This window comes from Salmonella sp. NW645 (genome assembly GCF_051703725.1).
GTDB classification, from domain to species: Bacteria; Pseudomonadota; Gammaproteobacteria; order Enterobacterales; family Enterobacteriaceae; genus Salmonella; species Salmonella enterica.
In genome coordinates, this window is sequence record NZ_JAMMKR010000012.1 from 1 (window position 1) to 21,708 (window position 21,708).

The window sequence follows — 21,708 nt, forward strand, 5'->3', positions numbered from 1 at the left end:
GAGCGGTAGTTCAGTTGGTTAGAATACCTGCCTGTCACGCAGGGGGTCGCGGGTTCGAGTCCCGTCCGTTCCGCCACCCTAATTAGGGGCGTAGTTCAATTGGTAGAGCACCGGTCTCCAAAACCGGGTGTTGGGAGTTCGAGTCTCTCCGCCCCTGCCAGAAATAATCCTTAGCATCTGCTAAGGATTTTTTTTTTGCCTGAAATTACCTGATTATCTGATCAGGTAATCGTAAGTTCCCTTCTTTTTCTTTTCATCATTTTCATTGTTCATCCAGCACATCCGTTTTTAACAGATCGCAGATCAGCGAGTATTTATCGCTGTTTTGCAGCCAAATGGCGTATAGCGGCCGTGAAAGCGTTGCGCTGTCGGCAACGGTATGTAATCCGCCCTTTTCATTTGCCCAGTTTACAGGAAGCCAGCTACAGCCATTTAATGCGCTAAGCTGCTGTCGGGCGAGTTCGGCTGAGCTGGTTGTTAATACCGGCACTTCATCTGCTGCGATCAACCCGGTTTCATGCTGTTGGAAGTCTGGGCCCCACTCCAGCCGCAGATAATTGAGTTCTGATTTCTTACGGGCAGGGCTGCTGCAATATAACGCCAAAGTGAAGTGCCCTAACAGCTGACTGCTGAACTCATCCATTTTGGGCGCTTCGGTAGTAATGAGGAGATCAAGCTGGCGTTCATGAAGTTGCTTCACAAGCGATTGCCGTTGAGCGATTCTGGCTTCGAATTGCAGGCCGCTTTGCGGCTCCTGTAGTTGGTACAGTCGCCCCAGCCAGGCGTTAAGCATACACTCCCATAAAGACGCGCTGGCGCCGATGGAAAACTCGTTATGGCGTGAGGTATGCGCCACCTCTTTACGTGCCGCCTGCCACGTATTCATCAGCGTTTCCGCATACGGTAAAAGTTTTTCGCCAGCCGTGGTTAAACGGATATTGTTTCTGTGCCGCGTAAAAAGGTTTACGCCCAGTTGATTCTCCAGTTGCCTGATACGAAAGCTCACCGCGGATTGCGTCAGGTAAAGTGCTTCTGCGGCCCGCCCGAAATGGCGTGTCCGGCTAACTTCCAGGAAAGTTTTTAACAATTCCGTATCCACTGTGCTCTCCACAAAATTATTTGTCGTTATGATTTAAATGTTTTGTTTTACACTCTGTCAAGCGTAACTAATACTCCGCGCCATAAATAGCTCAGACAAAGAATTAGGAGCGTGCAGGATGGCGGAAAGCTTTACGACGACTAATCGATATTTTGACAATAAACATTATCCACGTGGATTCTCTCGTCACGGTGATTTCACGATTAAAGAGGCACAACTGCTTGAGCGTCATGGTCATGCCTTTAATGATCTGGATCTTGGCAAGCGTGAGCCTGTGACTGAAGAAGAGAAGCTGTTTGTAGCGGTATGTCGCGGCGAACGCGAGCCGGTAACGGATGCAGAACGCGTCTGGTCCAAGTATATGACGCGTATCAAGCGTCCAAAACGCTTCCACACCTTGTCTGGCGGCAAGCCGCAAGTTGAAGGCGCAGAAGACTACACCGAAGCTGATGATTAATAAAAAGGGCGTAATGCCCTTTTTTTACGCCAACAGCTTTTGCAAATGAATTAACAATCTGTCTATCGCCCGATAGCTTACCGCCTCCTGCAAATGCTGACGCGAGATCTGGTCAGCCAGTTCTATGTCGGCAATGGTTCTGGCCACTTTTAGTAAACGCTGCCAGGCGCGAATGGATAATCCAAGATGCACCAGCGTGTCTTCAAGCCAGCGGGCGTCATCGTGATGCAAAATACAATATTTTTGGATTTCGCGACCCTCCAGACGCGCGTTTAACTTCTTCTGCCGTCGGTACTGCCGTTCATGGGCGGCGATGACCCGCTTTTTTACCGTAGCGCTGCTCTCACCCTTTGAGGCGTGTTGGCTAAGAATCCCGGGCGGTGGAAGCGGTATCTCAAGCGAAAGGTCAAAACGATCAAGAAACGGGCCTGACAACCGATTAAGGTAACGTAGTGTCTGTTCTGGCGTGCAGCGATTATGGTTTCCCTGATAATGTCCGGTCGGGCTGGGATTCATTGCGGCGATTAACTGGAACCTGGCAGGGTACGTTATTTTCGCTCTGGTACGGGATAAATGAATTTGACCGGATTCTATAGGTTCACGTAGCGCATCCAGTGTGCGTCGTTCAAATTCAGGCAATTCATCAAGGAACAAAATTCCGTTGTGCGCCAGCGATATCTCTCCCGGGGCGGGTATTGCGCCGCCGCCGACCATAGCAGTAAGTGAGGCGCTATGATGAGGTGAGCGAAAGGGACGTTGCTGCCATCGTTTTTGTACCGTATCGGCATTAACCAGACTGAGGATCGCGGCGCTTTCCAACGCCTCTTCATTGCTTAATGGTGGAAGAATCCCGCTCAGTCGACTGGCCAGCATGGTTTTACCCGTACCCGGCGGGCCGATCAATAGCAGATTATGTCCCCCTGCCGCTGTAATCTCCAGGCCGCGTTTACCCTGCTCCTGACCGATCACATCGCGAAGATCGGCAGTTGCGGTAGACGATGCCATATCCTGAGCTAAAGGTCTTTCCAGGGCGTGTTTCCCTTCCAGAAAGGCGCAGACGGTTTGTAGATGATCGGCGATAAAACATCCTTCTTTGCTGATAAGCCCAACCTCCGCCGCGTTCTCTGTTGCGACGATAATATTTCTGCCGGCCCTGATGGCTTCCGTTGCACTTGATATTGCGCCAGGAACGCCGCGTAATGCGCCTGTAAGCGCTAACTCACCCACCAGCTCATATGCCTCAAGATTCGACGCTGTAAGCTGCTCAGACGCGGCCAGAAGCGCAACAGCAATAGGCAGGTCATACCTTCCGCCCTCTTTCGGTAGATCGGCTGGAGCAAGGTTAATGGTTATTTTTTTAGCCGGAAATTCATATCCGCTATTAATAATCGCACTACGTACCCGGTCACGCGCCTCTTTTACCGTGGTTTCCGGTAGGCCAACCATGGTTAATCCCGGTAATCCATTACTGATATGCACCTCTATAGTGATAGGCGGCGCATTGACGCCAAGTGCGGCGCGAGTATGAACAATCGCCAGTGACATAATCCCTCCTGTTACGTGGATTATGCGGGATAGAAGAGAAAATCGAATTACTGACTTTTTGTTTTTTAGCGGCTGCTTCCTGAATTTTGGCGTCATTTTCAGGTAAGAAACATCAAACTAGAAGAACGCTCGCAGAAGCGAAAAGAAGGAAAACAGGGTGTAAAGCGCGCCAAAAGGGGGAGGAAAACGTGAAAATTTTTCAGTTGCTAATTTTTCTTATAAAAAACAAAGCACTTTTAGGCATTCACCTGCATTATCTGAAACGTGGTTAAAAAAATATCTTGTGCTATTGGCAAAACCTATGGTAACTCTTTAGGTATTCCTTCGAACAAGATGCAAGAATAGACAAAAATGACAGCCCTTCTACGAGTGATTAGCCTGGTCGTGATTAGCGTGGTGGTGATTATTATCCCACCGTGCGGGGCTGCACTTGGACGAGGAAAGGCTTAGAAATCAAGCCTTAACGAACTAAGACCCCCGCACCGAAAGGTCCGGGGGTTTTTTTTGGCCTGAAAAACTTAAGCGAGGAGCAGAACGTGAATAACAGCATAAAATTCTGTTTCTCAAGATTTACGACGGGGATGTAACTATGAACGGGGCACAGTGGGTGGTACATGCTTTGCGAGCGCAGGGGGTGAAAACCGTATTTGGTTATCCTGGCGGAGCAATTATGCCGGTTTACGACGCGTTGTATGACGGTGGTGTGGAGCATTTGTTGTGCCGACACGAACAGGGTGCGGCAATGGCGGCAATCGGTTATGCCCGTTCTACCGGCAAAACCGGTGTTTGTATCGCCACTTCCGGCCCTGGCGCCACTAACCTGATCACTGGCCTGGCGGATGCGTTGTTAGATTCGGTCCCCGTCGTCGCGATCACGGGTCAGGTTTCCGCCCCGTTCATCGGCACTGATGCGTTCCAGGAGGTGGATGTGTTAGGCCTGTCGCTGGCCTGTACCAAACACAGCTTCCTGGTGCAGTCGCTGGCAGAGCTGCCTCGTATCATGGCAGAGGCTTTTGAAGTCGCCAACGCTGGCCGTCCTGGCCCGGTTCTGGTGGATATCCCGAAAGATATCCAGTTGGCCAGCGGTGAGCTGGAACCCTGGTTTACTACCGTTGATAACGAAGCGACTTTCCCGCAGGCTGATGTGGAACAGGCGCGCCAGATGCTGGAACAGGCGAAAAAACCCATGCTGTACGTCGGCGGTGGTGTTGGTATGGCGCAGGCGGTTCCGGCGCTGCGTAAATTTATCGCGGTAACGCAAATGCCAGTTACCTGCACGCTGAAAGGGCTGGGGGCTGTTGAAGCTGATTATCCGTACTATCTGGGCATGCTGGGAATGCACGGTACTAAAGCGGCTAATTTCGCGGTGCAAGAGTGTGATTTACTGATCGCCGTTGGTGCACGTTTTGATGACCGGGTGACCGGTAAGCTGAATACGTTTGCGCCGAACGCCAGCGTAATCCATATGGATATCGACCCGGCGGAAATGAACAAACTGCGTCAGGCACACGTCGCGTTGCAGGGCGATTTAAATTCGCTGTTGCTGGCATTACAGCAACCGCTGAAGATCGACGCATGGCGTCAGTCCTGTGCAGAGCTGCGCGCAGAACACGCCTGGCGCTATGACCATCCTGGCGAGACTATCTATGCGCCGTTGTTGTTGAAGCAATTGTCGGAACGCAAACCCGCAGACAGTGTGGTGACGACGGATGTTGGGCAGCATCAGATGTGGTCAGCCCAGCATATGACTTACACCCGCCCGGAGAACTTCATCACTTCCAGCGGTCTGGGGACGATGGGATTCGGCTTACCGGCGGCCGTTGGCGCGCAGGTAGCGCGACCGAATGATACTGTTATCTGTATCTCCGGTGACGGCTCCTTCATGATGAATGTTCAGGAGTTGGGCACCGTAAAACGCAAGCAGTTACCGTTGAAGATAGTCTTACTCGACAACCAGCGGTTAGGGATGGTTCGACAATGGCAGCAACTGTTTTTCCAGGAGCGATATAGCGAAACCACCCTGACCGATAACCCCGATTTCCTCATGCTGGCCAGCGCCTTCGGCATTCCAGGCCAGCACATTACTCGTAAAGACCAGGTTGAAGCGGCACTCGACACGATGTTGGCAAGCGAAGGGCCGTACCTGCTTCACGTCTCAATCGACGAACTTGAAAATGTCTGGCCGTTGGTGCCGCCTGGCGCCAGTAACTCTGAAATGCTGGAGAAATTATCATGATGCAACATCAGGTCAATGTATCGGCACGCTTTAATCCAGAAACCTTAGAACGTGTTTTACGCGTGGTGCGCCATCGTGGTTTTCAGGTGTGCTCCATGAATATGGAAGCCGCGACCGATGCGCAGAATATAAATATTGAATTGACCGTTGCCAGTCCCCGGTCGGTCGACTTACTGTTTAGTCAGTTAAGTAAACTGGTAGATGTTGCGCATGTCGCAATCTGCCAGAGCGCTGCCACATCACAACAAATCCGCGCCTGAGCGCAAAAGGAAGAAAAATGACGACGAAAAAAGCTGATTACATTTGGTTCAATGGCGAGATGGTGCGCTGGGAAGACGCGAAGGTTCACGTAATGTCTCACGCGCTGCACTACGGTACGTCGGTATTTGAAGGGATTCGGTGCTACGACTCTCACAAAGGCCCGGTAGTGTTTCGTCATCGTGAACATATGCAGCGCCTGCGCGACTCAGCAAAAATTTATCGTTTTCCGGTTTCCCAGAGCATTGATGAGCTGATGGAAGCCTGCCGCGACGTAATTCGTAAAAATAATCTGACCAGCGCCTATATCCGTCCGTTGGTATTTGTCGGCGATGTCGGTATGGGCGTTAACCCGCCCCCGGGATACACCACTGACGTCATCATCGCCGCGTTCCCGTGGGGGGCATACCTGGGCGCCGAAGCGCTGGATCAGGGGATCGATGCGATGGTTTCTTCCTGGAATCGCGCTGCGCCGAACACCATTCCAACCGCTGCGAAAGCGGGCGGTAACTATCTTTCCTCACTGCTGGTGGGTAGCGAAGCGCGCCGCCACGGCTATCAGGAAGGCATCGCCCTGGATGTAAACGGCTATATCTCCGAAGGCGCAGGCGAAAACCTGTTTGAGGTAAAAGATGGCGTGCTGTTTACTCCGCCGTTTACCTCTTCCGCGCTGCCAGGCATTACTCGCGACGCGATCATCAAACTGGCGAAAGAGCTGGGTATTGAAGTGCGCGAGCAGGTGCTGTCCCGTGAATCGCTGTATCTGGCCGACGAAGTGTTTATGTCCGGAACCGCGGCAGAAATTACTCCGGTACGCAGCGTTGATGGTATCCAGGTAGGTGAAGGCCGTTGCGGCCCTGTTACCAAGCGTATTCAACAAGCCTTCTTTGGTCTCTTCACTGGAGAAACCGAGGATAAATGGGGCTGGTTGGATCCGGTAAATTCATAATAAATAAAATTAATATTTTCCCAAAATAATTTGCGTCACAGGAAGGCGGCAACGCAGCGAATCCCCAGGAGCTTACTGTAGTAAGTGACTGGGGTGAGTGAGGCAGCCAACGCACCTGTGGCGTGAAGTATGAAGGGAAAAGATGGGGAGTAAATAAAGCATGCCTAAGTACCGTTCCGCCACCACCACCCATGGTCGTAATATGGCGGGTGCCCGCGCGCTGTGGCGCGCCACCGGAATGACCGACAGTGATTTTGGCAAACCGATTATCGCCGTGGTGAACTCATTCACTCAGTTTGTGCCGGGTCACGTTCATCTGCGCAATCTCGGTAAGCTGGTCGCCGAACAGATTGAAGCTTCCGGCGGTGTGGCGAAAGAGTTCAACACTATTGCCGTGGATGACGGGATCGCCATGGGGCACGGGGGTATGCTCTATTCACTGCCGTCGCGCGAGCTGATCGCCGACTCCGTGGAGTACATGGTGAACGCTCACTGCGCTGACGCGATGGTGTGTATCTCCAACTGCGACAAAATCACCCCAGGGATGCTCATGGCCTCGCTGCGCCTGAATATTCCGGTGATCTTTGTTTCCGGCGGACCGATGGAAGCCGGGAAAACCAAACTGTCCGATCAGATCATCAAGCTCGATCTGGTTGATGCCATGATTCAGGGAGCGGACCCGAAAGTCTCTGACGATCAAAGTAACCAGGTGGAGCGCTCCGCCTGTCCAACCTGCGGCTCCTGCTCCGGCATGTTTACCGCTAACTCCATGAATTGCCTGACCGAAGCGCTGGGCCTGTCGCAGCCGGGCAACGGTTCGCTGCTGGCGACCCATGCTGACCGGAAGCAGTTGTTCCTCAATGCCGGTAAGCGGATTGTTGAACTGACTAAACGTTACTACGAGCAAAACGACGAAAGTGCACTGCCGCGTAACATCGCCAGCAAAGCCGCGTTTGAAAACGCCATGACGCTGGATATTGCGATGGGCGGTTCGACCAATACCGTTCTGCATCTACTGGCGGCGGCGCAGGAAGCGGAAATCGACTTCACCATGAGTGATATCGACAAGCTGTCCCGCAAGGTGCCGCAGTTGTGTAAAGTGGCGCCAAGTACCCAGAAATACCATATGGAAGACGTTCACCGTGCCGGCGGTGTGCTGGGTATTTTAGGCGAGCTGGATCGCGCCGGGCTGCTGAACCGCAACGTGAAAAACGTATTAGGCCTGACGCTGCCACAAACGCTGGAACAGTACGACATCACGGTTACGCAGGACGAAGCGGTTAAAAAAATGTTCCGTGCTGGCCCTGCCGGTATCCGTACTACCCAGGCATTCTCGCAGGATTGTCGCTGGGATTCGCTGGATGACGACCGCGCAGCGGGTTGCATCCGCTCGCTGGAATATGCCTATAGCAAAGACGGCGGTCTGGCGGTGCTGTATGGCAACTTCGCCGAAAACGGCTGCATCGTTAAAACCGCGGGCGTCGATGACAGCATCCTTAAATTCACCGGCCCGGCGAAAGTTTACGAAAGCCAGGACGACGCGGTAGAGGCGATTCTCGGCGGCAAAGTAGTGGAAGGCGATGTAGTCGTGATCCGCTACGAAGGGCCGAAAGGCGGGCCGGGAATGCAGGAAATGCTCTATCCGACCAGTTTCCTGAAGTCGATGGGGCTGGGCAAAGCCTGCGCGCTCATCACCGATGGGCGATTCTCCGGCGGTACTTCGGGTCTTTCCATCGGCCACGTTTCGCCGGAAGCGGCCAGCGGCGGCACTATTGCGCTGATTGAAGATGGCGACACTATTGCGATTGATATCCCGAACCGCAGCATTCAGTTGCAGTTGAGCGAGGCTGAAATCGCCGCACGCCGCGAGGCGCAGGAAGCTCGCGGCGATAAAGCCTGGACGCCGAAAAATCGTCAGCGTCAGGTTTCGTTTGCCCTGCGTGCCTACGCCAGCCTGGCGACCAGCGCCGATAAAGGCGCGGTGCGCGATAAATCGAAATTGGGAGGTTGATGATGGCGGAATCTCAACCTCTGTCAGTCGCGCCGGAAGGGGCGGAGTATCTGCGCGCGGTGCTACGCGCGCCAGTATACGAAGCGGCGCAGGTGACGCCGCTGCAAAAAATGGAAAAGCTCTCGTCACGTCTGGACAACGTTATTCTCGTCAAACGCGAAGACCGGCAGCCGGTACATAGCTTTAAGCTGCGCGGCGCTTACGCGATGATGGCCGGATTGACCGAAGAACAAAAAGCCCACGGCGTGATTACCGCGTCGGCGGGGAACCATGCACAGGGCGTGGCGTTCTCCTCCGCACGGCTTGGCGTGAAGTCTCTGATCGTCATGCCAAAAGCAACGGCGGATATTAAAGTCGATGCGGTACGCGGTTTTGGCGGCGAAGTGCTGTTGCACGGCGCTAATTTTGATGAAGCGAAAGCGAAAGCTATTGAACTGGCGCAGCAGCAGGGTTTTACCTGGGTGCCGCCGTTTGATCACCCAATGGTGATCGCCGGGCAGGGCACGCTGGCGCTGGAGCTGCTTCAGCAGGATTCGCATCTCGATCGTGTCTTTGTGCCGGTTGGTGGTGGCGGCCTGGCGGCGGGCGTAGCGGTACTGATCAAACAATTGATGCCGCAAATCAAAGTGATTGCCGTCGAAGCGGAGGATTCCGCCTGCCTGAAAGCGGCGTTGGAAGCCGGTCATCCAGTGGATCTCCCGCGCGTTGGGTTGTTTGCTGAAGGCGTGGCGGTAAAACGCATCGGCGACGAAACCTTCCGGCTGTGTCAGGAATACCTTGATGATATTGTCACCGTGGATAGCGACGCTATCTGCGCGGCGATGAAAGATCTGTTTGAAGATGTGCGTGCGGTGGCGGAACCGTCCGGCGCGCTGGCGCTGGCGGGGATGAAAAAATATATCGCCCAGCACAATATTCGCGGCGAACGCCTGGCGCACGTCCTTTCCGGCGCCAACGTCAACTTCCACGGCTTGCGCTATGTGTCTGAACGCTGCGAGCTGGGGGAACAGCGCGAAGCGCTACTGGCGGTGACCATTCCGGAAGAAAAAGGGAGCTTCCTCAAATTCTGCCAGTTGCTTGGCGGGCGTATGGTCACCGAATTTAACTACCGTTTTGCCGACGCGAAAAATGCCTGTATTTTTGTCGGCGTCCGCGTCAGTCAGGGGCTGGAGGAGCGAAAAGAGATTATCACCCAACTGTGCGACGGCGGTTATAGCGTAGTGGATCTCTCCGACGATGAAATGGCGAAGCTGCATGTGCGCTATATGGTCGGCGGACGCCCCTCCAAGCCATTACAGGAGCGTTTGTATAGTTTCGAATTTCCGGAGTCGCCCGGCGCGTTGCTCAAATTCCTGCATACGCTTGGCACGCACTGGAATATTTCGTTATTCCATTACCGCAGCCACGGTACCGATTATGGCCGCGTGCTGGCGGCGTTCGAGTTAGGCGATCATGAGCCGGATTTCGAAACCCGGCTGCATGAGCTGGGCTATGAATGCCATGATGAGAGCAATAACCCGGCGTTCCGGTTCTTTCTGGCGGGTTAATTCAGCGTTTAGTTTTTCAGGCCCACAAAGTAAAGTGGGCCTGATATCCAGATATGTCTTCCCTCAGTTATTGGGCTTTTCTGCCAGCCCGGAGCATCCACTCATTTAATTTTGCGAGACGTTTTCCAGAAGGCGCTCAATCTGCTTGTGGTGAAACTCGGCTCACCATATCGTTAGCACCGCCATCATTTGCACCTGTTAAAAGCAATGTATAAAATTTTATACACAAGGGTGTTATGTTACTCACCCGAGCTCTCTCCAATGAAAAAGAAATTCGATGGGTGGGATCTTCTCTGGAGGATCTCCTGGCTTTTCCCATAACGGTACGTAAAGCAGTCGGTTATCAGCTTCACAAAATTCAGTATGGAATTGAACCCGATGACTGGAAACCGTTTTCAGAAATTGGGGCTGGGGTAAATGAAATTCGGATTCGTGACAACAATGGTATCTATCGCGTTATGTATGTCGCTAAGTTTGAAGAAGCACTCTACGTTTTGCATAGTTTCCAAAAACAGACGCAACAAACCAGCAGCACGATAAAAACATCGCCAGAACGCGTTATAACCGGGTGGTACAACAACGGAGAAACAGCTTGTGATTGCCAAAACTGATAGTGATATTCGCCATGTGACGCCATCTGGCGGTAATGTTTTTGCTGATTTGGGGGTTCATAAGCAGGACGCAGAAAAGTTTTACATTGATTCCCTAAGTGAAATCGAAAACACGTTAGCCATTAAAGAACAGCTCATGGAAGAAATTACCCTCTGGATTACGCGAAACCAGATGAAGCAAGCCGAGGTTGCTACAGTTTTGCATATATCCCGACCGCGCGTTTCTGATGTCGTCAACAAGAAATGCAGCAAATTCACCATTGATGCTCTGGTGAATATGCTTAGCCGTATTGGGAAGCCTGTTCGGGTAATGGTAGGGCCGTAAAACTAATTCGGTAAAATCTTCCAGAACGCATCAATTAGCGGCTCATGCAGCCGCTTTTTTTGCGCGCAGACGCCAAGCTCAAACGGCGTTTTTTCATCACTACGTTCTAAAATCATCACCCGGTTGCGCACCGGTTCCGGGCTGTTTTCCAGCACCACTTCCGGCAGCAGCGCCACGCCGCAGCCCAGCGCCACCATTGAAACCATCGCTTCATGACCGCCGACGGTGGCGTAAATCTGCGGATTGCTGATTTTATGGCGGCGAAACCACAGCTCAATGCGGCGGCGTACCGGCCCCTGATCGGCCATGATAAACGGCACCGTCGACCAGTCGGGCTTATCAACCGAAACCTGATTACGCACCGGGCAGGGCAGCGCCGGGGCGATCAGCACCACCGCCAGATTCTCCAGCATCGAAAACGCCACTGCGCCAGGCAGCGTTTCTGGTTTGCCGGCGATTGCCAGGTCCGCTTCTCCCGTTACCACCTTTTCCATCGCATCGGCAGCATCTCCGGTCGTCAATTTGATTTCAACAGAAGGGTGTTCGGCGCGAAAACGGTCGAGGATCGGCGGCAGATGACTGTATGCCGCGGTCACTGAACAGAAGATATGGAGTTCGCCGGAAAGGGATGGCCCCTGCTGATCGAGGGTATGGCGCAACTGCTGATATTGCAAAAGTGTCTGTTGGGCAAACACTCGCAGCTCTTCACCCGCTTCGGTCAGCGTGACCGTGCGGTTATCGCGCACAAACAGCGGCTGGCCGAGATCTTCTTCCAGCCGCTGAATCTGCCGGGAGAGCGTGGAGGGGCTGACGTGCATCGCCCGCGCGCTGCGGCCAAAGTGGCGGCTTTCCGCCAGATGCAGGAAGGTTTTTAGATCGCGTAAATCCACAGACAGACCTCCGGTTTTTGACGTTGCATAAACCGCAACATAACGTTGTGAATATATCAATTTCCGCAATAAATTTCCTGTTGTAATGTGGGTTCATTCGCACAGATAGCAATCTGTAAACCGAACAATAAGCGCGACAACACAACATCACGGAGTACACCATCATGGCTAACTACTTTAATACACTGAATCTGCGCCAGCAGCTGGCGCAGCTGGGTAAATGTCGCTTTATGGGCCGCGACGAATTCGCCGATGGCGCGAGCTACCTGCAGGGTAAAAAAGTGGTCATCGTCGGCTGTGGCGCTCAGGGGCTGAACCAGGGCCTGAACATGCGTGACTCCGGTCTGGATATTTCCTACGCCCTGCGTAAAGAAGCCATTGCTGAGAAGCGTGCTTCCTGGCGTAAAGCGACCGAAAACGGCTTCAAAGTGGGTACCTACGAAGAGCTGATCCCGCAGGCTGACCTGGTGGTTAACCTGACGCCAGACAAACAGCACTCCGACGTGGTGCGCTCCGTACAGCCGCTGATGAAAGACGGCGCGGCGCTGGGCTATTCACACGGCTTCAACATCGTGGAAGTGGGCGAGCAGATCCGTAAAGACATCACCGTGGTGATGGTAGCGCCGAAATGCCCGGGTACCGAAGTGCGTGAAGAATACAAACGTGGTTTCGGCGTGCCGACGCTGATCGCCGTTCACCCGGAAAACGACCCGAAAGGCGAAGGCATGGCGATTGCTAAAGCCTGGGCGGCAGCCACCGGCGGTCACCGTGCGGGCGTACTGGAATCTTCTTTCGTTGCGGAAGTGAAATCTGACCTGATGGGCGAGCAGACTATTCTGTGCGGTATGCTGCAGGCCGGTTCTCTGCTGTGCTTCGACAAGCTGGTGGCAGAAGGCACCGACCCGGCATACGCCGAAAAACTGATTCAGTTCGGCTGGGAAACCATCACCGAAGCGCTGAAGCAGGGCGGCATCACTCTGATGATGGACCGTCTGTCTAACCCGGCGAAACTGCGTGCTTACGCGCTGTCCGAGCAATTGAAAGAGATCATGGCACCGCTGTTCCAGAAACACATGGATGACATCATCTCCGGCGAATTCTCTTCCGGCATGATGGCTGACTGGGCTAACGACGATAAGAAACTGCTGACCTGGCGTGAAGAGACCGGCAAAACCGCGTTCGAAACCGCACCGCAGTTTGAAGGTAAAATCGGCGAGCAGGAGTACTTCGATAAAGGCGTGCTGATGATTGCGATGGTGAAAGCGGGCGTTGAGCTGGCGTTCGAAACCATGGTCGATTCCGGCATCATCGAAGAGTCCGCTTACTACGAATCACTGCACGAACTGCCGCTGATCGCCAACACCATCGCCCGTAAGCGTCTGTACGAAATGAACGTGGTTATCTCCGATACCGCAGAATACGGTAACTACCTGTTCTCTTACGCTTGCGTACCGCTGCTGAAACCGTTTATGGCGGAATTGCAACCGGGCGATCTGGGTAGTGCTATCCCGGAAGGCGCGGTAGACAACGCACAGCTTCGCGACGTGAACGATGCGATTCGTAGTCATGCGATTGAGCAGGTAGGTAAGAAACTGCGCGGCTATATGACGGATATGAAGCGTATTGCGGTAGCGGGTTGATATACCTTGTCGGGTGGCGCTAGCGCTTACCCGACCTACAAAATCAAGCAGACGATGTAGGCCGGGTAAGGCGTAGCCGCTACCCGGCTTTTTATTTGCGATACAATACTTTAATGATGTGGTAACCGAACTGGGTATGCAGCGGGCCGGTTGGCTCCAGTACCGGGCAGGAAAATACTACTTTATCGAATGCCGGAACCATCTGGCCCTGACGAAATTCGCCTAAATGACCGCCTTTTTTACCGGATGGGCAGATAGAATGCTTCTTCGCCAGCTTCTCAAAATCGCCGCCGTTTTTAATTTGCTCCAGAAGATCTAAAGCCAGTTTCTCTTCTTTTACAAGAATATGCAGTGCTGCTGCCATTTTTGCCATTATTGAGTTCTCACGTCGCAAAGATTGGCCGTCACTTTATCACTCCTTAGGCCGTCAGACATATACTCTTCGCCATTACAGGACAGATGTCCCGCCTGATTTAATGAACCGGGAGATAAGCGGCATTTTTAGCGGGCGTATTTCGGATGCGCGGGACGGCGGTCCTGTCCTTTCTGACAAGGGGCGAGATACCATGAACATAATGAAAAACGCAGAATTTCCAGACGACTGGCTTTTAGGGCTACGCCAGGTTGTACGCGACCCAGTGCTCTATGAATTACTCAAATACTGCCCGTTGGAAATCATGCAGTACAGGGCGTTTATGCGATGTCGCTTGAGTATGTTCTGCTGACGGGGGTTCTTACAGTTGGATCAAGAGCGCACAGCGTAATGGCTATACGCCGCTTGCCGCCAGAGCCTGCTGATTGACCTTTTCCAGGCTGCCTGAAAAAGCAGCCTGGTCTTCTCTGGGCCTCGCTTTCTGCTACAATCCCTCCCCCGTTCGAAGATTGAGCACTATTCCCATGCGTTTAAATCCCGGCCAACAACACGCTGTCGAATTCGTCACCGGACCCTGCCTGGTGCTGGCAGGAGCGGGTTCTGGTAAAACTCGCGTAATTACCAATAAAATCGCCCACCTGATCCGCGGATGCGGCTATCAGGCCCGGCATATTGCGGCGGTGACGTTTACCAACAAGGCCGCGCGTGAGATGAAAGAACGCGTCGGGCAGACGCTCGGCCGTAAGGAAGCGCGCGGTTTGATGATCTCCACCTTTCATACGCTAGGGCTGGATATTATTAAGCGCGAGTACGCTGCGCTGGGGATGAAATCGAACTTTTCATTGTTTGACGATACCGACCAGGTCGCCTTGCTCAAAGAGCTGACCGAAGGCCTGATCGAAGACGACAAGGTTCTGTTGCAACAGCTGATCTCCACGATCTCCAACTGGAAAAACGATCTCAAAACGCCTGCACAGGCAGCGGCGGGGGCGAAAGGTGAACGCGATCGTATTTTTGCCCACTGCTACGGGCTTTACGACGCCCATATGAAGGCATGTAACGTTCTCGATTTTGATGATTTGATTTTGCTGCCGACGCTGCTGCTGCAACGCAATGACGAGGTGCGCGAGCGCTGGCAGAATAAAATTCGTTATCTGCTGGTGGATGAATATCAGGATACTAACACCAGCCAGTATGAGTTGGTTAAGCTGCTGGTCGGGCAACGCGCGCGCTTTACGGTCGTAGGCGATGACGATCAGTCTATCTACTCCTGGCGCGGGGCGCGTCCGCAAAACCTGGTGTTACTGAGCCAGGACTTTCCGGCGCTGCAGGTGATTAAACTGGAGCAAAACTATCGTTCTTCGGGCCGCATCCTGAAAGCGGCGAATATTCTCATCGCCAACAATCCGCACGTCTTTGAAAAGCGCCTCTTTTCCGAGCTCGGTTACGGCGCGGAACTCAAAGTGTTAAGCGCAAACAATGAAGAGCATGAAGCTGAGCGCGTTACCGGCGAACTGATTGCCCATCACTTTGTTAACAAGACCCAGTACAAGGATTACGCCATTCTGTATCGCGGGAATCATCAGTCGCGGGTATTTGAAAAATTCCTCATGCAGAACCGTATTCCGTACAAAATTTCCGGCGGCACCTCATTTTTCTCCCGTCCGGAGATTAAAGACTTGCTGGCCTATCTGCGGGTGTTGACCAACCCGGATGATGACAGCGCTTTCCTGCGCATCGTGAATACGCCAAAACGCGAAATCGGTCCGGCCACGCTGCAAAAGCTGGGTGAATGGGCAATGACGCGTAATAAAAGCCTGTTTACCGCCAGCTTTGATATGGGACTTAGCCAAAAGCTGACCGGACGTGGTTACGATTCATTGACGCGTTTTACCCACTGGCTGGGGGAAATCCAGCGTCTGGCCGAACGCGAGCCTGTCGCCGCCGTGCGCGATCTCATCCACGGTATTGACTATGAATCCTGGTTGTACGAAACCTCGCCGAGCCCCAAAGCGGCGGAAATGCGTATGAAAAACGTTAACCAGCTCTTTAGCTGGATGACTGAGATGCTGGAAGGCAACGAACTCGATGAGCCGATGACGCTCACCCAGGTGGTTACACGCTTTACGCTGCGCGATATGATGGAGCGTGGCGAGAGCGAAGAAGAGCTGGATCAGGTACAGTTGATGACGCTTCATGCATCGAAAGGACTGGAGTTCCCGTATGTCTATATGGTGGGAATGGAAGAAGGATTTTTGCCGCATCAAAGCAGCATTGACGAAGATAACATTGAGGAAGAGCGTCGGCTGGCCTATGTCGGGATCACTCGCGCGCAGAAAGAGCTCACCTTTACATTATGTAAAGAGCGCCGTCAGTATGGGGAACTGGTGCGCCCGGAACCCAGTCGCTTCCTGTTAGAACTGCCGCAGGATGATTTAATCTGGGAGCAGGAGCGCAAAGTGGTAAGCGCTGAGGAGCGAATGCAAAAAGGGCAAAGTCACCTGGCTAATCTGAAAGCCATGATGGCGGCAAAGCGAGCGAAATCGTAGGCCGGATAAGCGAAGCGCCATCCGGCAATCAGACTACGGTTAGCGAACGTCCAGCGGCCAGTGTACATAGCTTTGCCACTGGCTTTCCTGATCAATCAACTCTTTACCCAGCGGGTGATGCGCCAGCCAGTCGCCAGGCAAGGTTAACGTCAGATTTTCATTTAGCGCCTGTAGCGTAATTTCTGGTACCAGATCGTCACGACGGCGACCGGCAAAAAGAATCGCCAGGCGCAGCAAACGGCATAGCTGTTCCGCAACACGGGGCGGTACCGCGTTTTGCTGATGAAGCGAAGAGAGATCGACCGGATTGGTCTGATTCAGTAAGAGGGTGGCGAGCAACTTTTTCTGCGCGGGCGTATAGCCAGGCAGATCCAAATGGCGTACTAAATAGGCGGCATGATAGGGCGCCTGTTTAAAATCAACGCTCAGACCGATCTCATGCAACTGGCAAGCGCTAAGCAACAGTTCACGACTGATAGGCTCAATATGCCAGGCATTTTCTACCTGTTTGAGGAAGTTATCTGCCAGCTTCGCTACGCGGTTCGCCTGATCGGTATCGACGATAAACCGACGCTGAATGTTTCGCAGCGTGCGGCTGCGGATATCCTGATCTACCGCCAGATGCAACATCCCATACACCAGCCCTTCGCGTAACGCGCCGCCTGCCAGCGTCATGCTCTGGATGTTCAGCTCGGTAAATATCGCGATCAGAATAGCCAGCCCGCTTGGGAAAACCAGCGCGCGCTCCAGCGTCAGGCCCTCGATTTCCAGCTCTTCCAGACGCCCGCACTGTATCGCGCGTTGTTTTAGCTGCTGCAGTTTGGCGAGCGTAATGCGCTCGTCCATCCCCTGCGCCATCATGATTTCCTGCAATGCCTGTACGGTGCCGGAGGCACCCACGCAGACCTTCCAGCCATGAAAACGCAGTTCATCGGCGACCGGACGCAGTACATCGCGCGCGGCCTTCTCCGCATCATCAAAGTTTTCTTGCGCCAGATTACGATCGCTAAAATAGCGTTCAAGCCACGTTACGCAGCCCATCGACAGGCTAAACAGCGACGTGGTTTGCGCGCCAGTGCCGGTAACCAGTTCAGTGCTGGCGCCGCCGATATCCACCACCAGCCGCTGATCTGCGCCGCCGGTGGTATGAGCGACCCCCTGATAAATCAGCCGCGCCTCTTCTTCGCCGCTGATAACCTGCACCGGACAACCAAGGATAGTCTGCGCTTTCGCGATAAATTCACCCGCATTGACGGCGAGACGCAATGTTGCGGTGGCAACCACGCGGATTTGCGGCTGCGGGATATCCTGCAAACGTTCAGCAAACAGGCGCAGACATTGCCAGCCGCGTTCCATCGCTTCGGCTGAAAGGTAGTTGTCGTTGTTCAGACCCGCGGCCAGACGCACCTTGCGTTTTATTCGGGTCAGCGTCTGGATGCTTCCCGCCGCCTCGCGCACGACCAGCATATGAAAACTATTGGAACCGAGATCAATAGCGGCATACAACGAGGTGGAATTCATACACTTCATCCTTCAACCTGTATCCGTGTTGGCTGCGTACTCTTCCTAAGCTCATCGGGATTTGTTTTCTTGCCGCCTTGATACAGGCTAAATGATTTTGTGTATGGCATAACTTTTCTTAACCTGAACGACGACGATTACGCGGAGCGCCAGCGCGGCGCGGACCATTGCCAGGACGCGAACGCGTCAGGCGCAACGGCTTGGGCAGATCGTTCATGAGCGCTTCCGGATTGTATTTGCTGACCGGAATCGAGTGGCCGATATAGCTCTCAATGGCGGGCAGATTCAGCGCATACTCTTCGCAAGCCAGGCTGATGGAATGTCCGCTGGCGCCAGCGCGACCGGTACGACCGATACGGTGAACATAGTCTTCACAATCATCTGGCAGATCGTAGTTAAAGACGTGCGTTACGGCGGGGATATGCAACCCGCGCGCCGCGACATCGGTCGCCACAAGAATATCCAGATCGCCGCGGGTGAACTCATCCAGAATCCGCAGGCGCTTTTTCTGCGCGACGTCACCGGTCAGCAGACCAACACGATGGCCATCTGCCGCCAGATGTCCCCAGATATCTTCGCAACGATGCTTGGTGTTGGCGAAAATAATGGCGCGATCCGGCCACTCTTCTTCGATCAGCGTTTGCAGTAAACGCATTTTCTCTTCATTAGAGGGGTAGAAAAGCTCTTCTTTAATGCGGTGGCCGGTCTTTTGCTCCGGTTCCACTTCAACATATTCGGCGTTGTTCATCTGTTCAAACGCCAGCTCGCGAACCCGATAAGACAGGGTGGCGGAGAACAACATGTTCAGACGCTGCGCAGCCGGCGGCATACGACGGAACAGCCAGCGGATATCTTTAATAAAGCCCAAATCGTACATGCGATCGGCTTCATCGAGTACGACGACCTGAATGGCACCGAGGTTAATGTGATTTTGTTTGGCGTAGTCAATCAGTCGGCCCGTCGTACCAATAAGAATATCAACGCCGCTTTCCAGCACTTTAAGCTGCTTGTCGTAACCATCGCCGCCGTAAGCCAGGCCTAATTTTAAGCCTGTCGCTTGCGCCAACGGCTCCGCGTCTGCGTGAATTTGTACGGCTAATTCACGCGTCGGCGCCATGATCAGCGCGCGCGGCTGGTTCACCTTGCGATCGTCGATCGCGGGATGAGAAAGTAAATAATGAAACGTTGACGTCAGAAACGCCATCGTTTTCCCGGTACCGGTTTGCGCCTGCCCTGCAACGTCACGACCCGCCAGCGTTAGCGGAAGGGCCAGTGCCTGAATGGGCGTACAATTATAAAACCCTTTTTTTTCAAGGGCTTCAACCACCTGTGGGTGCAGGGCGAAGTCGGAAAACTTCTGTTCTGTTAAATGTGTTTTGCTCATAGTGTGGTAGAATATCAGCTTACTATTGCTTTACGAAAGCGTATCCGGTGAAATAAAGTCAACCTTTGTTGGCGAAGTTAACATCAGCACCTCGTTGGTTAATGCTACACCAACACGCCAGGCTTATTCCTGTGGAGTTATATATGAGCGATAAAATTATTCACCTGACTGACGACAGTTTTGACACGGATGTACTCAAAGCGGACGGGGCTATCCTCGTTGATTTCTGGGCAGAGTGGTGCGGGCCGTGTAAAATGATCGCTCCGATTCTGGATGAAATCGCTGACGAATATCAGGGCAAATTGACCGTTGCCAAACTGAACATTGACCAGAACCCAGGTACTGCGCCTAAATATGGCATCCGCGGTATTCCGACTCTGCTGCTGTTTAAAAACGGCGAAGTGGCGGCAACCAAAGTAGGCGCACTGTCTAAAGGTCAGTTGAAAGAGTTTCTCGACGCCAATCTGGCGTAATACCTTTTATACGTCGAATGACAAAGGCGCTGTATGGTCAGGCGTCTGTCATTCGACGAATGATTAAGGTATCAGGCAGTTTCGTGGCGTCTGTTGTCCTTACGTTATTCTTAAATTGTCAGGATCTCTGGACGCCCGGTCTGAGTCGTGCTAAGTTAGTATTGACTTCGAATTAAACATACCTTATTAAGTTTGAATCTGGTTTTATCCGTCACTTCCCGTTTTTTCTCGCACGAGAAGTGGAAAGATTCCTGGCTCTTCGCTCATTCCGTCTTGTCGTTTCAGTTCTGCGTACTTTCCTGTGACCAGACAGCGAACAGACATGAGTTGATAGCCGTAAACAGGCATGGATGACCCTGCCATACCATTCACAACATTAAGTTCGAGATTTACCCCAAGTTTAAGAACTCACACCATTATGAATCTTACCGAATTAAAGAATACGCCGGTTTCTGAGCTGATCACTCTCGGCGAAAGTATGGGGCTGGAAAACCTGGCCCGTATGCGCAAGCAGGACATTATTTTTGCCATCCTGAAGCAGCACGCAAAGAGTGGCGAAGATATCTTTGGCGACGGTGTGCTGGAGATATTGCAGGATGGATTTGGTTTCCTCCGTTCTGCAGACAGCTCCTACCTCGCCGGTCCTGATGATATCTACGTTTCCCCCAGCCAAATCCGCCGTTTCAACCTCCGCACTGGTGATACCATTTCTGGTAAGATTCGCCCGCCGAAAGAAGGTGAACGCTATTTTGCGCTGTTGAAAGTTAACGAAGTTAACTACGACAAACCGGAAAACGCCCGTAACAAAATCCTCTTTGAGAACTTAACCCCGCTGCACGCAAACTCTCGTCTGCGTATGGAGCGTGGTAACGGTTCTACCGAAGACTTAACGGCACGCGTTCTGGATCTGGCTTCGCCGATCGGTCGCGGCCAGCGCGGTCTGATTGTCGCGCCGCCGAAGGCGGGTAAAACCATGCTGCTGCAGAACATCGCGCAGAGCATCGCGTATAACCACCCAGACTGCGTGCTGATGGTGCTGCTGATTGACGAACGTCCGGAAGAAGTGACCGAGATGCAGCGTCTGGTGAAAGGCGAAGTGGTTGCGTCTACCTTTGACGAACCGGCATCCCGCCACGTTCAGGTTGCCGAAATGGTTATCGAGAAGGCGAAACGTCTGGTTGAACACAAGAAAGACGTTATCATCCTGCTCGACTCCATCACCCGTCTGGCGCGTGCCTATAACACCGTGGTGCCGGCTTCCGGTAAAGTACTGACCGGTGGTGTGGACGCTAACGCCCTGCATCGTCCGAAGCGTTTCTTCGGCGCGGCGCGTAACGTGGAAGAGGGCGGTAGCCTGACGATCATCGCGACGGCGCTAATCGATACCGGTTCCAAGATGGACGAAGTTATCTACGAAGAGTTTAAAGGCACCGGTAACATGGAGCTGCATCTTTCGCGTAAGATCGCTGAAAAACGTGTCTTCCCGGCTATCGACTACAACCGTTCCGGTACCCGTAAAGAAGAGCTGCTCACCACTCAGGAAGAGCTGCAGAAAATGTGGATCCTGCGTAAGATCATCCATCCGATGGGTGAAATTGACGCGATGGAATTCCTCATTAACAAACTGGCGATGACCAAAACTAATGACGACTTTTTCGAGATGATGAAGCGCTCATAACCTGGTCTTTACCTGAAAACGCCACGTTTTTACGTGGCGTTTTTGTTTTATATCTGTAATCTTAACGATACATTTACAAAATGATGATAAACCGGGTCGGGGCTTCGCCATCCATTCGTTATCGGTATCGTGTGGTTGATATTTAAACAATTCTGCCTGATT

The 21,708-nt window shown here is 53.0% G+C and carries 20 protein-coding genes, 1 tRNA gene and 3 pseudogenes; 18 read left to right on the forward strand and 6 right to left on the reverse strand.

The genetic code is table 11. The features are described 5' to 3' along the window. Positions 1 to 84: 84 nt before the first annotated feature. Positions 85 to 160 (forward strand) — tRNA-Trp (locus NA389_RS20240). Between the two features lie 102 nt (positions 161 to 262). On the opposite strand, the gene hdfR is transcribed toward NA389_RS20240, so the two are convergent. Further along, the gene (hdfR, locus tag NA389_RS20245) at positions 263 to 1,111 is read right to left on the reverse strand and encodes an HTH-type transcriptional regulator HdfR (protein ID WP_001541181.1); all 849 of its coding nucleotides are present in this window, start codon (positions 1,109 to 1,111) and stop codon (positions 263 to 265) included. A gap of 106 nt (positions 1,112 to 1,217) precedes the next feature. Here hdfR and maoP point away from each other — a divergent pair, with 106 nt between their 5' ends. After that, the gene (gene maoP / locus NA389_RS20250) at positions 1,218 to 1,556 is read left to right on the forward strand and encodes a macrodomain Ori organization protein MaoP (protein WP_000840996.1); all 339 of its coding nucleotides are present in this window, start codon (positions 1,218 to 1,220) and stop codon (positions 1,554 to 1,556) included. Between the two features lie 24 nt (positions 1,557 to 1,580). Here the strand turns inward: maoP and NA389_RS20255 are convergent, their stop codons facing one another. Further along, complete coding sequence (locus tag NA389_RS20255; protein WP_000050218.1) at positions 1,581 to 3,101, reverse strand: YifB family Mg chelatase-like AAA ATPase; 1,521 nt, start codon at positions 3,099 to 3,101, stop codon at positions 1,581 to 1,583. 351 nt (positions 3,102 to 3,452) lie between these two features. Between NA389_RS20255 and ilvL the strand changes: the two genes are divergently transcribed. The 9 genes and pseudogenes from ilvL to NA389_RS20300 all read left to right on the forward strand — a co-directional run bounded on the left by ilvL (position 3,453) and on the right by NA389_RS20300 (position 11,038). Beyond that, entirely contained in the window at positions 3,453 to 3,551 is a 99-nt protein-coding gene (gene ilvL, locus NA389_RS20260; protein WP_001311244.1) for an ilv operon leader peptide, read from the forward strand. Positions 3,552 to 3,637: 86 nt separating this feature from the next. Further along, a complete protein-coding gene (ilvX, locus tag NA389_RS20265) occupies positions 3,638 to 3,688 on the forward strand; it encodes a peptide IlvX (RefSeq protein WP_192930503.1) in 51 nt (16 codons plus the stop codon). A gap of 2 nt (positions 3,689 to 3,690) precedes the next feature. Then, positions 3,691 to 5,337 carry an acetolactate synthase 2 catalytic subunit gene (gene ilvG / locus NA389_RS20270; RefSeq protein WP_001012563.1) on the forward strand — a complete coding sequence of 549 codons (1,647 nt, stop codon included), beginning with the start codon at positions 3,691 to 3,693 and terminating at the stop codon, positions 5,335 to 5,337. Next, complete coding sequence (gene ilvM / locus NA389_RS20275; RefSeq protein WP_000983260.1) at positions 5,334 to 5,597, forward strand: acetolactate synthase 2 small subunit; 264 nt, start codon at positions 5,334 to 5,336, stop codon at positions 5,595 to 5,597. Before ilvG ends, ilvM begins: the two co-directional genes overlap by 4 nt. 17 nt (positions 5,598 to 5,614) lie before the next feature. Then, positions 5,615 to 6,544, forward strand: coding sequence for a branched-chain-amino-acid transaminase (ilvE, locus tag NA389_RS20280; protein WP_000208528.1), 930 nt, complete (start codon positions 5,615 to 5,617; stop codon positions 6,542 to 6,544). Positions 6,545 to 6,704: 160 nt separating this feature from the next. Then, positions 6,705 to 8,555, forward strand: a complete 1,851-nt coding sequence (gene ilvD, locus NA389_RS20285) for a dihydroxy-acid dehydratase (RefSeq protein WP_001127447.1) — start codon at positions 6,705 to 6,707, stop codon at positions 8,553 to 8,555. 2 nt (positions 8,556 to 8,557) lie between these two features. Continuing rightward, on the forward strand, positions 8,558 to 10,102 hold the full coding sequence (gene ilvA / locus NA389_RS20290; RefSeq protein ID WP_001524959.1) for a threonine ammonia-lyase, biosynthetic: 1,545 nt from the start codon (positions 8,558 to 8,560) through the stop codon (positions 10,100 to 10,102). Between the two features lie 281 nt (positions 10,103 to 10,383). After that, positions 10,384 to 10,700 (forward strand): annotated as a pseudogene (locus NA389_RS20295) (type II toxin-antitoxin system RelE/ParE family toxin). Further along, positions 10,697 to 11,038 carry a helix-turn-helix domain-containing protein gene (locus NA389_RS20300; protein WP_000560831.1) on the forward strand — a complete coding sequence of 114 codons (342 nt, stop codon included), beginning with the start codon at positions 10,697 to 10,699 and terminating at the stop codon, positions 11,036 to 11,038. The pseudogene NA389_RS20295 and the gene NA389_RS20300 overlap by 4 nt, the downstream one beginning before the upstream one ends. Positions 11,039 to 11,040: 2 nt before the next feature. On the opposite strand, the gene ilvY is transcribed toward NA389_RS20300, so the two are convergent. Next, the gene (gene ilvY, locus NA389_RS20305; protein ID WP_000365798.1) at positions 11,041 to 11,928 is read right to left on the reverse strand and encodes an HTH-type transcriptional activator IlvY; all 888 of its coding nucleotides are present in this window, start codon (positions 11,926 to 11,928) and stop codon (positions 11,041 to 11,043) included. A 164-nt stretch (positions 11,929 to 12,092) separates the two neighbouring features. Between ilvY and ilvC the strand changes: the two genes are divergently transcribed. Then, positions 12,093 to 13,568, forward strand: a complete 1,476-nt coding sequence (ilvC, locus tag NA389_RS20310) for a ketol-acid reductoisomerase (protein WP_000024943.1) — start codon at positions 12,093 to 12,095, stop codon at positions 13,566 to 13,568. A 91-nt stretch (positions 13,569 to 13,659) separates the two neighbouring features. Here ilvC and ppiC read toward each other — a convergent pair whose 3' ends face one another. Continuing rightward, positions 13,660 to 13,941 (reverse strand): peptidylprolyl isomerase PpiC, encoded by a 282-nt coding sequence (gene ppiC / locus NA389_RS20315; RefSeq protein WP_001096806.1) that lies wholly within the window; start codon positions 13,939 to 13,941, stop codon positions 13,660 to 13,662. A 193-nt stretch (positions 13,942 to 14,134) separates the two neighbouring features. Between ppiC and NA389_RS20320 the strand changes: the two are divergent. The 3 genes and pseudogenes from NA389_RS20320 to rep all read left to right on the forward strand — a co-directional run. Continuing rightward, positions 14,135 to 14,290 (forward strand): annotated as a pseudogene (locus tag NA389_RS20320) (Crp/Fnr family transcriptional regulator); the annotation flags it as partial. After that, a pseudogene (locus NA389_RS20325) lies at positions 14,242 to 14,366 on the forward strand (nicotinamide riboside transporter PnuC); the annotation flags it as partial. The pseudogenes NA389_RS20320 and NA389_RS20325, both read left to right, overlap by 49 nt. 99 nt (positions 14,367 to 14,465) lie before the next feature. Continuing rightward, positions 14,466 to 16,490, forward strand: a complete 2,025-nt coding sequence (rep, locus tag NA389_RS20330) for a DNA helicase Rep (RefSeq protein ID WP_001238842.1) — start codon at positions 14,466 to 14,468, stop codon at positions 16,488 to 16,490. Between the two features lie 39 nt (positions 16,491 to 16,529). Here the strand turns inward: rep and gppA are convergent, their stop codons facing one another. Then, positions 16,530 to 18,011, reverse strand: coding sequence for a guanosine-5'-triphosphate,3'-diphosphate diphosphatase (gppA, locus tag NA389_RS20335; protein ID WP_001089453.1), 1,482 nt, complete (start codon positions 18,009 to 18,011; stop codon positions 16,530 to 16,532). Between the two features lie 118 nt (positions 18,012 to 18,129). Next, a complete protein-coding gene (rhlB, locus tag NA389_RS20340; protein ID WP_000047525.1) occupies positions 18,130 to 19,395 on the reverse strand; it encodes an ATP-dependent RNA helicase RhlB in 1,266 nt (421 codons plus the stop codon). A 143-nt stretch (positions 19,396 to 19,538) separates the two neighbouring features. Between rhlB and trxA the strand changes: the two genes are divergently transcribed. The 3 genes from trxA (at position 19,539) to rho (ending at position 21,546) form a co-directional block, all read left to right on the forward strand. Continuing rightward, a complete protein-coding gene (gene trxA / locus NA389_RS20345) occupies positions 19,539 to 19,868 on the forward strand; it encodes a thioredoxin TrxA (protein ID WP_001280776.1) in 330 nt (109 codons plus the stop codon). 247 nt (positions 19,869 to 20,115) lie between these two features. After that, the gene (locus NA389_RS20350) at positions 20,116 to 20,199 is read left to right on the forward strand and encodes a rho operon leader peptide (protein ID WP_134820045.1); all 84 of its coding nucleotides are present in this window, start codon (positions 20,116 to 20,118) and stop codon (positions 20,197 to 20,199) included. 87 nt (positions 20,200 to 20,286) lie between these two features. Then, a complete protein-coding gene (gene rho, locus NA389_RS20355; protein WP_001054532.1) occupies positions 20,287 to 21,546 on the forward strand; it encodes a transcription termination factor Rho in 1,260 nt (419 codons plus the stop codon). Positions 21,547 to 21,708 lie beyond the last annotated feature (162 nt).